This window comes from Klebsiella sp. C239, assembly GCF_048822715.1.
Lineage (GTDB): Bacteria > Pseudomonadota > Gammaproteobacteria > Enterobacterales > Enterobacteriaceae > Klebsiella > Klebsiella quasipneumoniae.
Map to the genome: position 1 here is coordinate 542,448 of NZ_JBMEZK010000002.1, position 14,284 is coordinate 556,731.

The 14,284-nt window shown below is 58.6% G+C and carries 14 protein-coding genes and 1 pseudogene; 6 read left to right on the forward strand and 9 right to left on the reverse strand.

The window, feature by feature from the left end; all coding sequences use genetic code 11:
• Window positions 1-41 precede the first annotated feature (41 nt).
• Window positions 42-164, reverse strand: coding sequence for a hypothetical protein (locus tag ACOI6Z_RS07805; RefSeq protein ID WP_032454061.1), 123 nt, complete (start codon window positions 162-164; stop codon window positions 42-44).
• Window positions 165-184: 20 nt separating this feature from the next.
• Between ACOI6Z_RS07805 and ACOI6Z_RS07810 the strand changes: the two genes are divergently transcribed.
• The gene (locus ACOI6Z_RS07810) at window positions 185-745 is read left to right on the forward strand and encodes a DsbA family protein (protein WP_004150918.1); all 561 of its coding nucleotides are present in this window, start codon (window positions 185-187) and stop codon (window positions 743-745) included.
• Between the two features lie 47 nt (window positions 746-792).
• Window positions 793-1,659 (forward strand): glutathione-dependent disulfide-bond oxidoreductase, encoded by an 867-nt coding sequence (yghU, locus tag ACOI6Z_RS07815; RefSeq protein WP_032454062.1) that lies wholly within the window; start codon window positions 793-795, stop codon window positions 1,657-1,659.
• Between the two features lie 72 nt (window positions 1,660-1,731).
• Here yghU and ACOI6Z_RS07820 read toward each other — a convergent pair whose 3' ends face one another.
• From ACOI6Z_RS07820 to exbB, 5 genes are all read right to left on the reverse strand, one after another.
• Window positions 1,732-2,019, reverse strand: a complete 288-nt coding sequence (locus ACOI6Z_RS07820; RefSeq protein WP_002916743.1) for a DUF2623 domain-containing protein — start codon at window positions 2,017-2,019, stop codon at window positions 1,732-1,734.
• 78 nt (window positions 2,020-2,097) lie between these two features.
• Window positions 2,098-2,985 (reverse strand): YghX family hydrolase, encoded by an 888-nt coding sequence (gene yghX, locus ACOI6Z_RS07825; protein WP_065812821.1) that lies wholly within the window; start codon window positions 2,983-2,985, stop codon window positions 2,098-2,100.
• 120 nt (window positions 2,986-3,105) lie between these two features.
• Window positions 3,106-3,600 carry a TIGR00645 family protein gene (locus ACOI6Z_RS07830; RefSeq protein ID WP_004105804.1) on the reverse strand — a complete coding sequence of 165 codons (495 nt, stop codon included), beginning with the start codon at window positions 3,598-3,600 and terminating at the stop codon, window positions 3,106-3,108.
• Window positions 3,601-3,740: 140 nt separating this feature from the next.
• Entirely contained in the window at window positions 3,741-4,166 is a 426-nt protein-coding gene (gene exbD / locus ACOI6Z_RS07835) for a TonB system transport protein ExbD (RefSeq protein WP_065812820.1), read from the reverse strand.
• 6 nt (window positions 4,167-4,172) lie between these two features.
• The gene (gene exbB / locus ACOI6Z_RS07840) at window positions 4,173-4,904 is read right to left on the reverse strand and encodes a tol-pal system-associated acyl-CoA thioesterase (protein WP_004174395.1); all 732 of its coding nucleotides are present in this window, start codon (window positions 4,902-4,904) and stop codon (window positions 4,173-4,175) included.
• Window positions 4,905-5,154: 250 nt separating this feature from the next.
• Between exbB and metC the strand changes: the two genes are divergently transcribed.
• The gene (gene metC / locus ACOI6Z_RS07845; protein WP_065812819.1) at window positions 5,155-6,342 is read left to right on the forward strand and encodes a cystathionine beta-lyase; all 1,188 of its coding nucleotides are present in this window, start codon (window positions 5,155-5,157) and stop codon (window positions 6,340-6,342) included.
• 131 nt (window positions 6,343-6,473) lie between these two features.
• A complete protein-coding gene (gene yghB / locus ACOI6Z_RS07850) occupies window positions 6,474-7,133 on the forward strand; it encodes a DedA family general envelope maintenance protein YghB (protein WP_004205217.1) in 660 nt (219 codons plus the stop codon).
• Between the two features lie 49 nt (window positions 7,134-7,182).
• Here the strand turns inward: yghB and ACOI6Z_RS07855 are convergent, their stop codons facing one another.
• Entirely contained in the window at window positions 7,183-8,082 is a 900-nt protein-coding gene (locus tag ACOI6Z_RS07855) for an AraC family transcriptional regulator (RefSeq protein ID WP_032454066.1), read from the reverse strand.
• Window positions 8,083-8,278: 196 nt separating this feature from the next.
• Between ACOI6Z_RS07855 and yqhD the strand changes: the two genes are divergently transcribed.
• Together yqhD and dkgA are read left to right on the forward strand one after the other, a co-directional pair.
• Window positions 8,279-9,442 carry an alcohol dehydrogenase gene (gene yqhD / locus ACOI6Z_RS07860; RefSeq protein ID WP_065812818.1) on the forward strand — a complete coding sequence of 388 codons (1,164 nt, stop codon included), beginning with the start codon at window positions 8,279-8,281 and terminating at the stop codon, window positions 9,440-9,442.
• Between the two features lie 144 nt (window positions 9,443-9,586).
• Window positions 9,587-10,414: a 2,5-didehydrogluconate reductase DkgA gene (gene dkgA, locus ACOI6Z_RS07865; RefSeq protein WP_032454068.1), complete on the forward strand. Its 828-nt coding sequence runs from the start codon at window positions 9,587-9,589 to the stop codon at window positions 10,412-10,414.
• 119 nt (window positions 10,415-10,533) lie between these two features.
• On the opposite strand, the pseudogene ACOI6Z_RS07870 reads toward dkgA, so the two are convergent.
• A pseudogene (locus ACOI6Z_RS07870) lies at window positions 10,534-12,773 on the reverse strand (YgiQ family radical SAM protein); the annotation flags it as partial.
• A gap of 33 nt (window positions 12,774-12,806) precedes the next feature.
• Window positions 12,807-14,219, reverse strand: coding sequence for a cell division protein FtsP (gene ftsP, locus ACOI6Z_RS07875; protein WP_023291023.1), 1,413 nt, complete (start codon window positions 14,217-14,219; stop codon window positions 12,807-12,809).
• Window positions 14,220-14,284 lie beyond the last annotated feature (65 nt).

Sequence of the window (14,284 nt, forward strand, 5' to 3'; positions counted from 1 at the left end):
TGGCGAAACAAAACTCCCTCTTCTTATCCTGCCGCAGGCACTTACCAGACAGAGGTGTAACGATGATACCACTCATTCGTTTCGCTAATCGTGCCGTTAAGGAAAATAACCCTGCAGCCGAAAGCAGAAGTGATATCGTTATCGGTGATATAACAAAAAAACAACGCAACATCAGGAGTCGACAATGAGCACACCCTCGCATCTGAATGCCCAACCGCTGGTCTGGGGACACGGCCCGCGGACGTTTGAGGTGTTCCTTGAGCCCACCTGCCCCTACTCTGTCCGCGCGTTTAATAAACTCGACGATCTGCTCGATGAGGTCGGCGCCGATAACGTAACCATCAAGATACGGCTGCAGTCGCAGCCGTGGCATCTGTTCTCCGGGGTGATTGTCCGCTGCATCCTCGCCGCGTCCACCCTGCCGCATGGCAGAGAGCAGGCGCATAAGGTGATGCAGGCCGTGGCAGACCATCGGGAAGAGTTTGAATTTACCGATCACTGCAGCGGGCCGAACATGAACGCCACGCCGCAGCAAATCATTGAACGCATTGAGCGCTACAGTCACGTCCTGCTGGGAGCCGCCTTTGCCCGCCCGGAGCTGCAGGACGTGATCAAGTGGCACAGCAAATATGCCCGCCAGAACGGCATCCATGTCTCGCCGACCTTTATGGTCAATGGTCTGGTGCAGCCGGATCTGGGCAGCGGCGATGATGTCAGCGTGTGGGCCGCGCGGATTATGGCCTGAGGTCACCTGCTACACTTTTTGTACATCCACGAAAAAGGCAAACCAGCATGTCAGAGCAAAACTACCAGCCACCAAAAGTGTGGGAATGGAAGCAAAACAGCGGCGGCGCGTTCGCCAACATCAACCGTCCCGTTTCCGGCGCGACTCATGAACGCGTCCTGCCGGTGGGAACCCATCCGCTCCAGCTATACTCACTTGGCACGCCCAACGGCCAGAAGGTGACGATCATGCTGGAGGAGCTGCTGGCGCTGGGCGTCAGCGGCGCGGAGTACGACGCCTGGCTGATACGCATTGGCGAAGGCGATCAGTTTTCCAGCGGCTTTGTCGACATCAACCCGAACTCGAAGATCCCGGCGCTGAGCGATCACTCCACCACGCCGCCCACCCGAGTATTCGAATCCGGCAACATTCTTCTCTATCTGGCGGAAAAATTTGGCTTCTTCCTGCCGAAGGATCCCGCCGGCCGCACTGAAACCCTTAACTGGCTGTTCTGGCTGCAGGGCGCCGCGCCCTTCCTCGGCGGCGGCTTCGGCCACTTCTATAACTATGCGCCGGTGAAGATCGAGTACGCGATCGATCGCTTTACCATGGAAGCCAAACGCCAGCTCGACGTGCTGGACAAACAGCTCGCCCGCGGTCGCTATGTGGCCGGCGAGGAGTATACCATCGCCGATATGGCGGTCTGGCCATGGTATGGCAACGTGGTGCTGGGCAATGTCTATAACGCGGCGGAGTTCCTCGACGCCGGGAGCTACACCAACGTGCTGCGCTGGGCGCAGGATGTCGGCAACCGCCCCGCCGTCAAGCGCGGACGCATCGTTAACCGCACCAACGGCCCGCTCAATGAGCAGCTGCATGAGCGCCACGACGCCCGCGACTTTGACACCCAAACGGAAGATAAGCGCCAGGCGTAAGGTCTTCACCCTTTCCCGTTGACGGGAAAGGGTTCCCACCACAGGACGGTTCCGCCTGCGAAGCCGTCCTGTTTAGCTTTCCAGCCGATAGCCCGCCAGAAAATAGCGCATCGCCATACCCGACCCACCTTCTTTGAAGAAATCCATCACCATATCCCTGTCCAGGCCATAGCGACGAGTGAGGATCCCCGCTTCCCAGGCGCTGAGCTGGCGGTCGCCGGTTTTTTCAAACATGCGGTGCGAGTAGCCGAGCACAAACCCGCGTTTATAGTCGGCGCAAAAATTCGCCGCATGCGCGGCGGTGTCAGCATAGGATGCCTGTAGCCCCGCCATTAAGCCTTTGCCAAAATGATTTTCCATCGCGCCCTCCCAATCGTTATGTAATAAATTATATAGCGTTTTTTTGAGCGAGCGGTAGCGCTATTTATGACGGTTGCGCTAGCGTAAATACTTCTCAAACCATGCCAGCGTGCGTTGCCAGGCCAGGTCCGCCGCAGCCCGATCGTAGCGCGGCGTGGAATCATTATGAAAGCCGTGATTCACGCCCTGATAGAGATAGGCCTCATAGATTTTATGATGTTCCTTCAACGCCTGTTCATAGGCGGGCCAGCCTTCATTAATGCCGCTATCGAGGCCGGCATAGTGCAGCAGCAGCGGCGCTTTAATTTTATCGACCTCCTTCAGCGGCGGCTGGCGGCCGTAAAACGGCACCGCGCAGGCCAGCTCCGGAATGGCGACCGCCGCCGCGTTGCTGACGCCACCGCCGTAACAAAAACCGGTGATACCAACCTTCCCCGTCGCCTGCGGATGCTTCGCCATAAACGCGACCGCGGCAAAAAAGTCATTCATCAGCTTCACGGGATCGACTTTCTGCTGCAGCGCGCGGCCTTCATCATCATTCCCCGGATAGCCGCCGACGGAGCTCAGGCCATCCGGCGCCAGCGCGATATACCCCGCTTTCGCTACCCGCCGGGCGACGTCTTCAATATAGGGATTCAGGCCGCGGTTCTCATGCACCACCACCACGGCGGGCGCTTTGTCGGCTATTTTCGTCGGCGTCACCATGTAAGCCCGCACTTCGCCGTGGCCGTCAGGAGAGGGATAATGAATATACTCCGGGCGGATATCCGGGTCGGTGAACGGTACCTGCTCTGCCAGGGCATAGTCGGGCTTCAGCAGATTAAACAGCGCCAGCGCGGTCATCCCGCCGACGGTATATTTCCCCGCCAGCTGGAGAAACTCGCGTTTGCTGATTTTGCCGTGGGCATAGTAGTCATAATACTCGAGCAGCTGCTGCGGGAAATCTTTGGCCGTTAATCGCGTCATCACCCTGCCTCCGTTGTTAAGCGCCCTTTAAGCAAAGCAGAAGCCCGGACATACGCCAGCGCAGAACAGCAGAAACGGGGAGAAACAGCCCAGCGGCTAACGCCGCCGGGAGAGAAAGGCTCAGTGTTTCACTTTGGTCAGACGATCGAGGTAGCCCATCACAAAGGCCGACAGCACAAAGGTCAGATGGATGATGACATACCACATCAGCTTATTGTCCGGGACGTTTTTCGCATCCATAAACACCCGCAGCAGGTGAATAGAGGAGATCGCCACGATGGAGGCGGCAACCTTATTTTTCAGCGACGTCGCGTCCATTTTGCCCAGCCAGCTGAGTTTTTCTTTACCCTCGTTAATATCCAGCTGCGAGACAAAATTTTCATACCCGGAGAACATCACCATCACCAGCAAACCGCCCACCAGGGTCATATCCACCAGCGACAGCAGGGTCAGAATCATATCCGACTCACTGACGCTAAAAATATGCGGCAGTATGTGGAAGATCTCCTGAAAAAATTTGATGGTCAGCGCAATCAGACCGAGCGAGAGGCCAAAATAAACCGGCGCCAGCAGCCAGCGCGAGGCGTACATAGCATTTTCCAGAAAGCGTTCCATAAGATCCTGTCAGTTAACAAAAAGAAGCGACATTATATCTCAGACAGATAACGTGATGGCAACGCCAGGCCAACACTTCGCTGGCAGAGGACAATAAAAAAGGCCGGCGCGCGGCCAGCCTTTTCAGGAAAAGCATCGGGTTATTTGGCTTTGACGGTCTCTTCGCCCACCAGCCCGATCTTGAGATAGCCCGCCTGATGCAGGGTATCCATCACTTTCATCATCGTCTCGTAATCGACGGTTTTATCCGCGCGGAAGAAGACGGTGGTATCTTTTTTGCCGGCGGTCAGGCTATCCAGGGCGTTAATCATATTCGCTTCGGTCACCGGGTCGTTGCCGAGGAACATGCTCTTATCCGCCTTCACCGACAGGTAGACAGGTTTTTCCGGTCGCGGTTGCGGCTGGCTGGAGGAGGCCGGCAGATTGACCTTCACGTCGACCGTCGCCAGCGGCGCGGCTACCATGAAGATAATCAGCAGAACCAGCATGACGTCGATAAACGGCGTCACGTTGATCTCATGCATTTCGCCGTTATCGTCCAGATTTTCATTAAGACGCATCGCCATAGCCGATCAACCTACCCGTAATTTCTGCGCGCTGCGCACCGGCTTCACGCCGCTGGCGCTGAGGTCCAGGTCGCGGCTTTGCAGCAGGAGGACCTGAGCGGCGACGTCGCCGAGCGAGGCCTTATAGCTGCCGATCATGCGGGCGAAGATGTTATAGATGACCACCGCCGGGATGGCGGCGAACAGACCGATAGCTGTCGCCAGCAGCGCTTCCGCGATGCCCGGCGCCACCACCGCAAGGTTGGTGGTCTGGGTCTGGGCGATGCCGATAAAGCTGTTCATGATGCCCCAGACGGTGCCGAACAGGCCCACGAACGGCGAAATGGCGCCGATGGTGGCCAGATAGCCGTTGCCGCGCCCCATATGGCGACCGACGGCCGCGACGCGGCGCTCAAGGCGGAAACCGGTTCGTTCCTTGATGCCTTCATTGTCTTCGGCACCGGCGGAGAGTTCGAGTTCGTTCTGCGCTTCATTGATAAGCTGGGTGGTGAGGCTTTTCGCCTCAAAGGCGCTGGCGATATCGCTGGCCTGATCGAGAGAGCGGGCTTCCGCCAGCTGCTGCTGTTCACGTTTGAGGCGACGCTTGCTGGCGAGGATTTCCGCCCCTTTACCGAAGAAGATGGCCCAGGTGACGACCGACGCCAGAATCAGGCCAATCATCACCACCTTAACGACAATATCGGCATGATGATACATACCCCAAACGGAGAGATCCGCCTGCATCAAATTATTACCCACGCTCTATCTCCACGACGATAATCACAAAATCTGCCCACAATAATATCAAAACGACATCGAATTGATAGTGGTTCTCATTAGTATTTACACTGTGCAGCAAATCACGTTTATTTTCCTTGCGCTTACGCAGTAAAAAAGTGGCTAACCGCGGGCCTGGTAAAATTTTCGCCTGTATCGGCAGCGCGCTGGTACAGAAAAGAAGATTCATGCTAGTTTAGACGTCCAGACGTATAAAAACAGGTTCATCAACATGGCTGATAAACATCTTGATACCGCGCTGGTCAACGCCGGGCGGAGCAAAAAATATACCCAGGGCTCAGTGAACAGCGTGATCCAGCGCGCGTCATCGCTGGTGTTCGACACCGTAGAGGCCAAAAAGCACGCCACCCGCAATCGGGCCAACGGCGAGCTGTTCTACGGGCGTCGCGGCACCCTGACCCACTTCTCGCTGCAGGAAGCGATGTGCGAGCTGGAGGGCGGCGCCGGCTGCGCCCTCTTCCCCTGCGGCGCCGCCGCGGTGGCCAACACTATCCTGGCGTTTGTCGAGCAGGGCGACCATGTGCTGATGACCAATACCGCCTATGAGCCAAGCCAGGATTTTTGTACCAAAATTCTCGCCAAACTCGGCGTGACCACCAGCTGGTTCGATCCCTTAATCGGCGCCGATATTGCCCGTCTGGTTCGCCCTGAGACCCGCGTGGTGTTCCTGGAATCGCCCGGCTCCATCACCATGGAAGTACACGATGTGCCGGCGATTGTCGCCGCCGTGCGTCAGGTCGCCCCGGAAGCGATTATCATGATTGATAACACCTGGGCGGCGGGGATCCTGTTCAAAGCGCTGGATTTTGGCATTGATATTTCTATTCAGGCAGGCACCAAATACCTGATCGGCCACTCCGACGCCATGGTCGGCACCGCGGTGGCGAACGTGCGCTGCTGGCCGCAGCTGCGTGAGAATGCCTATCTGATGGGGCAAATGCTGGACGCCGATACCGCCTATATGACCAGCCGCGGCCTGCGCACGCTGGGCGTCCGCCTGCGTCAGCATCATGAAAGCAGCCTGCGCATCGCCGAGTGGCTGGCGCAGCATCCGCAGGTGGCGCGGGTCAACCACCCCGCTCTGCCCGGCAGTAAAGGCCATGAGTTCTGGAAGCGCGATTTTACCGGCAGCAGCGGGCTGTTCTCTTTTGTGCTCAACAAGCGTCTCAACGACGCTGAGCTGGCAGCGTATCTCGACAACTTCAGCCTGTTCAGCATGGCCTACTCGTGGGGCGGCTTTGAATCGCTGATTCTGGCCAATCAGCCGGAGCAAATCGCTCACATCCGACCGGATGCGGAAGTCGACTTCAGCGGTACGCTGATCCGTTTGCACATTGGACTCGAAAATGTTGACGATCTGCAGGCGGATTTAGCAGCGGGCTTCGCGCGTATCGTGTAAAGTGACAGTCAGTGGCAACAATAGCGGACGCTTTTTATCGGAGCGGCCGCTTTTGTTGCGCCCGGGATCAAGGTGCTCGGGTCTCTTCAGGAGTACACTAGTCAACAATACGGTACCACTTAGGAAAGTCCATGGTTGTCATTCAAGAGATTGTCGCCGCGCTGTGGCAACATGATTTTGCCGCACTGGCGAACCCTCATGTTGTGGGCGTTGTATATCTGGTTATGTTCGCGACCCTGTTTCTGGAAAACGGGCTGCTGCCTGCCTCCTTTTTACCTGGAGACAGCCTGCTGCTGCTCGCCGGCGCGCTGATTGCTAAAGGCGTCATGGACTTTGTGCCCACTATCGCCATTCTGACCGCCGCCGCCAGCCTCGGCTGCTGGTTGAGCTATGTACAGGGGCGCTGGCTGGGCAATACGCAAACGGTGAAAGGCTGGCTGGCGCACCTGCCGCATAAGTACCATCAGCGCGCCACCTGCATGTTTGACCGCCACGGTCTGCTGGCGCTGCTCGCGGGCCGCTTTCTGGCATTTGTCCGTACCCTGCTGCCAACCATGGCGGGGATTTCCGGTCTGCCGAACCGCCGCTTCCAGTTCTTCAACTGGCTGAGCGCCCTGCTGTGGGTCGGCGTGGTCACGGGCCTCGGCTATGCGCTGAGCATGATCCCATTCGTGAAGCGTCATGAAGATCAGGTGATGACCTGCCTGATGATCCTGCCGATTGCCCTGCTGCTGGCTGGCCTGCTCGGCACGCTGTTCGTGGTGATCAAAAAGAAATACTGCAGCGCCTGATGTCGACTGCCGGGGGGCTGCGCCCGCCCGGCCTGCTTCCTCCCCGGTATTACATTCCCTGCATCGTACGAATACGCGCGGCGTCTTCCCCGGGCGTCATCCCGAAGTAGCGCTTAAACTCGCGACTGAACTGGGAAGGGCTTTCATAGCCCACCTGTATCGCCGCCGCGCTGGCCTTCATCCCGTCATGGATCATCAGCATGCGCGCCTTGTGCAGACGGTAGGTTTTCAGATACTGCAGCGGCGAAGTACTGGTCACCGATTTAAAATTATGGTGAAACGCCGACACGCTCATATTCGCTTCCGCCGCCAGCCGATCGACGCTGAGGTTTTCGGTGTATTGACTCTCGATATGCTTGAGTACGCGGCTAATCAGGCTGAAGTGGGTCTGCCGGCTGACCAGCGCCAGCAGCGCGCCGCCGCAGGGTCCCGTCAGCACATAGTAGAGAATTTCGCGGACGATCTGCTTGCCAAGGATCCGCGCGTCCAGCGGCCGCTCCATCACGTCGAGCAGCCGTTCAGCAGCGCACAAGATATCCTCCGAGAGCACTGCGGAGTTTATCCCGCTGGAGGCGACGGCGGGCTGAAACAGCGGATCCTCGCCAATATCCATCAGCAGCTCCTGCAGCTGCAGGATATCGACGTTCAGGCGCATGCCGGCCAGGGGCACCTCCGGGGTGGCAAAGGTTTCGCATTCGAAAGGCAGCGGTACGGTCAGCAGCAGATATTCGTTTGTATCGTAGCGAAACGTCCGCTCATTGATATAACCAATTTTATGGCCAGAAAAGAGAAAAACGATCCCCGGCTGGTACATCACCGGCATCCGCGGTCCCGGCTGCGTCCCGTACAGCAGGCGGACGTCGGGTAGCAGCGAACTTAACATTTCGTGCTTATCTTTCAGCTGGTTAACCTTCTCTGTCAGTGTCTGACATATCTCTGCGTGTTGCATTACCACCGTCTCTCCCGATGTTTCTTCACCCGTACATTGTGCGCAGGCCGCCGCGAATTCTCCAGCCATATGGAGAAATAGGCAAGACATAGGCAGAAATGTGCATTGAGGGGCAACGGCGCCAGGACCACAATAACCGTCATCGGGCAGCGGTATCGTCCCTGTCGGCGGTTTTACTCTTTTGAGGACTCAAGCAATGAATAATTTTGACCTGCATACCCCAACCCGCATTCTGTTTGGCAAAGGCGCGATTGAAAAACTGCGTGAACAGATCCCGGCGGAAGCTCGCGTACTGATCACCTACGGCGGCGGCAGCGTGAAAAAAACGGGCGTCCTGGATCAGGTACTGACCGCCCTGAATGGCCTGGACGTCCTTGAATTTGGCGGCATCGAGCCGAACCCGTCTTACGAAACCCTGATGAACGCGGTGAAGCTCGCCCGCGAAGAGAAGGTCACCTTCCTGATGGCGGTCGGCGGCGGTTCGGTGCTGGATGGCACCAAATTTATCGCGGCAGCAGCCCACTATGACGCCAACATCGATCCGTGGGAAATTCTGGAAACCTATGGCAGTAAGATCGCCAGCGCCATTCCAATGGGCTCGGTTCTCACCCTGCCGGCGACCGGTTCTGAATCAAACAAAGGGGCGGTGATTTCGCGGAAAACCACCGGCGACAAACGCGCGTTTATGTCTTCCCACGTTCAGCCGCAGTTCGCGATCCTCGATCCGGTCTACACCTATACCCTGCCGCCGCGCCAGGTCGCCAACGGCGTGGTTGACGCCTTCGTCCATACCGTCGAACAGTACGTCACCTACCCGGTTGACGGCAAAATTCAGGACCGCTTCGCCGAAGGCATTCTGCTGACCCTGATCGAGGATGGCCCGAAAGCGCTGCAGGAGCCGGAAAACTATAACGTGCGCGCCAACATTATGTGGGCCGCGACCCAGGCGCTGAACGGCCTGATCGGCGCTGGCGTGCCGCAGGACTGGGCAACGCATATGCTTGGTCACGAACTGACGGCGATGCATGGTCTCGATCACGCCCAGACGCTGGCTATCGTTCTGCCGGCGCTGTGGAATGAGAAGCGTGATACCAAGCGCGAGAAGCTGCTGCAATATGCGGAGCGCGTGTGGCATATCACCGAGGGCTCAGACGACCAGCGCATCGATGCCGCCATCGCCGCGACGCGCCAGTTCTTCGAGCAGATGGGCGTGCCGACCCGCCTCTCCGATTACGGTCTCGACGGTAGCTCCATCCCGGCGCTGCTGGCGAAACTGGAAGAGCACGGCATGACCAAGCTGGGCGAGCGCCAGGATATCACCCTGGACGTCAGCCGTCGTATCTACGAGGCTGCCCGCTAAGTTACCCCGCCTGATTCACCTCCCCTTACGTTAAACAAACGTCGGGGAGAGGTGTTTTTACTACCGTTTTTAGCTATTTCGTCCAGACTTAATGCTACCCCTCGGCGGATCCTGCTTCGCCGAGTTCATTAACAGGAGGAAGGCATGACACATCCAACCGTTATAAAACTACACGACGGCAACCTGATGCCGCAGCTGGGTCTCGGCGTGTGGAAAGCTGGCAACGAGGAAGTCGTCTCCGCCATTCATAAGGCGCTGGAAGTCGGTTATCGCTCTTTTGACACCGCCGCCGCGTACCAAAATGAGGCTGGCGTCGGCAACGCCCTGCAAAGCGCTGGCGTCAATCGCGATGAGCTATTCATCACCACCAAGCTGTGGAACGACGATCAAAAACGGCCGCACGAGGCGCTGAAAGAGAGTCTCAGCAAGCTGAAGCTGGACTATGTGGATCTCTATTTAATCCACTGGCCGGTGCCGGCTATCGGCCATTACGTCGAGGCCTGGCAGGCGCTGATTGAGCTGCAGCAGCAGGGGCTGGCGAAGAGCATCGGCGTGTGTAATTTCCAGGTGCCGCATCTGCAGAAGCTGATTGATGAAACCGGCGTCGCGCCGGTGATCAACCAGATAGAGCTGCATCCGCTGCTGCAGCAGCGGCAGCTGCACGCCTGGAACGCCACCCACAAGATCCAGACCGAATCCTGGAGCCCGCTGGCCCAGGGCGGTAAGGGCGTCTTCGATCAGAAAGTTATCCATCAGCTGGCTGATAAATATGGCAAAACGCCGGCGCAGATTGTCATCCGCTGGCATCTCGACAGCGGTCTGGTAGTGATCCCCAAATCCGTCACGCCGTCGCGCATCGCCGAAAACTTTAACGTCTGGGATTTCCGCCTGGATAAAGAAGAATTGGGGGAGATTGCCAGGCTGGATCAGGGCAAGCGTCTGGGGCCCGACCCGGATCAGTTCGGCGGATAACAGGTAAAAAAGCCGGGCAGCGCTGACGCGTGTCCGGCTTGAGAAACCGCCCGGCCAGCGAAACGCTGCCGGGCGCAAAGTCAGGCTTAACGCCCGGCGACTTTACCCCGTTTAACGGGCTTTTTCGCCGTTGCGCCACCGTTAGAACGCTGATGCACAATCGGCGTGTGCTTGGTCAGCGCCGGGCGGGTATGACGGTTCTGGCGACGCGCTTCGCGCATCTCATCCAGAGTCGGCGCCGGCACCAGGCAGTCGCGACGTGAGCCAATCAGGTGTTTCTTGCCCATCGCCTCCAGCGCCTGACGGATCAACGGCCAGTTGGCCGGATCGTGATAGCGCAGCAGCGCTTTGTGCAGACGGCGCTGTTTATCGCCCTTCGGCACCACCACCTCTTCACTCTTATAGCCGATCTTGCCCAGCGGGTTTTTGCCGGTGTAATACATGGTGGTCGAGTTCGCCAGCGGCGACGGATAGAAGTTCTGCACCTGGTCGAGACGGAAGCGGTGCTTCTTCAGCCACAGCGCCAGGTTCACCATGTCTTCATCACGGGTCCCCGGGTGGGCGGAGATAAAGTACGGGATCAAATACTGCTCTTTACCCGCCTGCTTCGAATAGGTGTCGAACAGCTCTTTAAAGCGGTCGTAGCTGCCCATTCCCGGCTTCATCATCTTCGACAGCGGGCCCTCTTCGGTATGCTCCGGCGCGATCTTCAGATAGCCGCCGACGTGGTGGGTCGCCAACTCTTTGATATAGCGCGGATCTTCGACCGCGATGTCATAGCGTACCCCGGAAGCGATAAGGATCTTCTTGATGCCCTTCAGCTCGCGGGCGCGACGGTAAAGGTTGATCGTCGGCTCATGGTTGGTATCCATGTGCGGGCAGATATCCGGGTAGACGCAGGAGAGTCGGCGGCAGGTCTGCTCGGCGCGTGGCGATTTGCAGCGCAGCATATACATGTTGGCGGTGGGTCCGCCGAGATCGGAGATCACGCCGGTAAAGCCCGGCACCGTGTCGCGAATGGCTTCGATCTCATTGATGATCGAATCCTCTGAACGGCTCTGGATAATGCGTCCTTCGTGCTCGGTGATCGAGCAGAACGAACACCCGCCGAAGCAGCCGCGCATGATGTTGATCGAGAAACGGATCATCTCATACGCCGGGATGCGCGCATCGCCATAGGAAGGATGCGGCACGCGCTTGTAAGGCAGGGCGAAGACGCTGTCCATCTCTTCAGTGGAGAGCGGGATTGCCGGCGGGTTGATCCAGATGTAGCGCTCGCCGTGCTTTTGCATCAGCGCCCGGGCGCAGCCGGGGTTGGTTTCATGGTGCAGAATGCGCGAGGCGTGAGCGTACAGGACCTTATCGCCTTTCACCTTCTCGAAAGAAGGCAGCAGCACATAGGTTTTTTCCCACGGTTTTGGCCGCGGCGGCTGCACAGTGATGCTTTTCGCTTCCTGTTTCTTCTGCGCGACCGGTTTGTTATCGGCGCACGGCAGATCTTCACCATACGGGTGCGGGATGGGGTCGATTTTGCCCGGGGTATCCAGACGGGTGGAGTCTACGCCGCTCCAGCCCGGGAGAGCCTCTTTCACCATGATGGCGGTATTACGCACATCGCGGATCTGGTCGATGGTTTCGCCCATCGCCAGGCGATGAGCCACTTCCACCAGCGGACGCTCGCCGTTGCCGAACATCAGCATATCGGCCTTGGAGTCCACCAGCACCGAGCGGCGCACGGTATCGGACCAATAATCATAATGCGCGGTACGGCGCAGGCTGGCTTCGATGCCGCCGAGGATCACGGGCACATCTTTCCACGCCTCTTTACAGCGCTGGGTATACACCAGGGTGGCGCGGTCCGGGCGCTTGCCCGCCACGTTGCCGGCGGTGTAAGCGTCGTCATGGCGCAGCTTACGGTCGGCGGTGTAGCGGTTGATCATCGAGTCCATGTTGCCGGCGGTGACCCCGAAGAACAGGTTCGGTTTGCCCAGACGCATGAAGTCGTCTTTGGTGTTCCAGTCCGGTTGGGAGATGATCCCCACGCGGAACCCCTGCGCTTCCAGCATGCGGCCGCAGATAGCCATCCCGAAGCTCGGGTGGTCGACGTAGGCGTCGCCGGTTACCAGAATAATGTCGCAGCTATCCCAGCCAAGTTGATCCATCTCTTCACGCGACATCGGTAAAAATGGCGCAGGGCCAAAACAGGCAGCCCAGTATTGCGGCCAGGAAAAAAGGTCACGATCCGGTTGGATCAGGGATATTGCGCTCATATTGCTTCCGGGGAAATGATAAAAAAATAACCAAAAGGGCGTGGATTATAAGCCGGAATGATAGTGGAAATGAAGGAGGATTTTCTCAAACCCTGACCGTATGCCGGCCAGGGTCGAAGAGTTTACGGTGCGGGATTCACCAGCATCTGGCCAATCGAACCGCGGTCGGCCAGCTCCAGCGTCTGGCTCAGATACTGGAACGGGAAGTGCGGCCACGACGGCTGGGCGTAGTAGACCAGCAGTTCGACCTGCCCGTCGACCCACACGGTGTCCTTCCAGCCGCGGTCTTCCGGGAAAGGGGTCGAGCCGTTGACGTTACGGATCTGGAACATTACCCCTTCAATATGGAACGACTGCGGGCGGTCGGCGCGCACCGTCCAGCGCTCCCAGGTCCCCTGCTGCGCCGTGATATCGATACGCTGCGGATCCCACAGCTGGCCGTTAATCCCCGGATCGTCGCCGAGCGTGATATCCCGGCTGCGGATCGGCGTGCCGGAGAGCAGCTCCGTCGGCAGCAGACGCGCCGGCAGGCTGTCGGTGACCAGCGGCAGCAGCCCGGTCGGGCGCAGGGTCAGCACCAGCGTGGAGACCAGAATGCTGGACGGTTCAAAAAAGCCGCGGATACGGTCGACGATGCTCGCCGCTTCGCCGCAGGTAATGGACACTTCATCGCCGTTGGTCATATCGACCAGAATTTCACGCCGTTCCCCCGGCGCCAGCGACAGCTGCTTGAGCGAAACCGGCGCCGGCAGGAACCCCTGGTCGCCGGAAATGACATGCAGCAGTCGGCCATCGCTCATCTGTAGCTGATAGCGCCGGGAGTTGGAAGCGTTCAGCAGGCGCAGACGCACCCAGCCGCGGGACACTTCGACATAGGGGCTCTGCACGCCATTGACCAGCAGCGTATCGCCGACGAAGCCACCGCTGCCCGGTTCGCTATATTCCGGCGTGCCGAAGTTATCCAGCCGTTTGTCCTGAATTATCACCGGGAAGTCATCGACGCCATAGTGGTTAGGGATCGGCAGGTTCTTGCTCACCTCATCCTCCACCAGCCACATGCCGGCCAGACCGTTATAGACCTGCTTCGCCATCCGGTTCGGCGTATTGGCCTGGTACCACAGCGTCGCCGCACTCTGACGGATCGGCAGCACCGGCGCCCAGTCAGCGTTCGGCGACATCATGCGCGCCGCGCCGCCGATCAGCGGGCCAGGCACCTGCAGGCCGCGGATGGTCATCGCGACGTTCTCCGTCAGACGGTTGCTGTAGATAAGCTTGACGTCGTCCCCGCTCCAGACGCGGATCGTCGGCCCCATATAGCGGCCATTGATCCCCCAGACGGGGGCGCGGGTGCCTGGCGTAAACGACCAGTGTGAACGCTGCAGCGTCAGAAACAGCGGCTGACCGCGACGGGACTCCAGCAGCGGCGGAACCGGCAGCGCAGGCTGCTGGCCGGCGGCATGGGCCTTCAGCGGCGCGGCGCCAGCGCACAGCGCTACGCCGGAAGCCTTAATAAACTGACGCCGACTGAGTGACATATTAACTCCATGACATACTGACAAATGAAAAAGGGAATTCGTTTCCCGCCAGCAATACGCGCGCG

Coding starts and splice junctions, on each gene's coding strand:
- ACOI6Z_RS07820 (WP_002916743.1), bottom strand. CDS start 2,019: ATGGAAAATCATTTTGGCAAAGGCTTAATGGCGGGGCTACAGGCATCC.
- ACOI6Z_RS07830 (WP_004105804.1), bottom strand. CDS start 3,600: ATGGAACGCTTTCTGGAAAATGCTATGTACGCCTCGCGCTGGCTGCTG.
- yghX (WP_065812821.1), bottom strand. CDS start 2,985: ATGACGCGATTAACGGCCAAAGATTTCCCGCAGCAGCTGCTCGAGTAT.
- yghU (WP_032454062.1), top strand. CDS start 793: ATGTCAGAGCAAAACTACCAGCCACCAAAAGTGTGGGAATGGAAGCAA.
- yqhD (WP_065812818.1), top strand. CDS start 8,279: ATGAATAATTTTGACCTGCATACCCCAACCCGCATTCTGTTTGGCAAA.
- yghB (WP_004205217.1), top strand. CDS start 6,474: ATGGTTGTCATTCAAGAGATTGTCGCCGCGCTGTGGCAACATGATTTT.
- ACOI6Z_RS07855 (WP_032454066.1), bottom strand. CDS start 8,082: ATGCAACACGCAGAGATATGTCAGACACTGACAGAGAAGGTTAACCAG.
- metC (WP_065812819.1), top strand. CDS start 5,155: ATGGCTGATAAACATCTTGATACCGCGCTGGTCAACGCCGGGCGGAGC.
- ftsP (WP_023291023.1), bottom strand. CDS start 14,219: ATGTCACTCAGTCGGCGTCAGTTTATTAAGGCTTCCGGCGTAGCGCTG.
- exbD (WP_065812820.1), bottom strand. CDS start 4,166: ATGGCGATGCGTCTTAATGAAAATCTGGACGATAACGGCGAAATGCAT.
- ACOI6Z_RS07810 (WP_004150918.1), top strand. CDS start 185: ATGAGCACACCCTCGCATCTGAATGCCCAACCGCTGGTCTGGGGACAC.
- dkgA (WP_032454068.1), top strand. CDS start 9,587: ATGACACATCCAACCGTTATAAAACTACACGACGGCAACCTGATGCCG.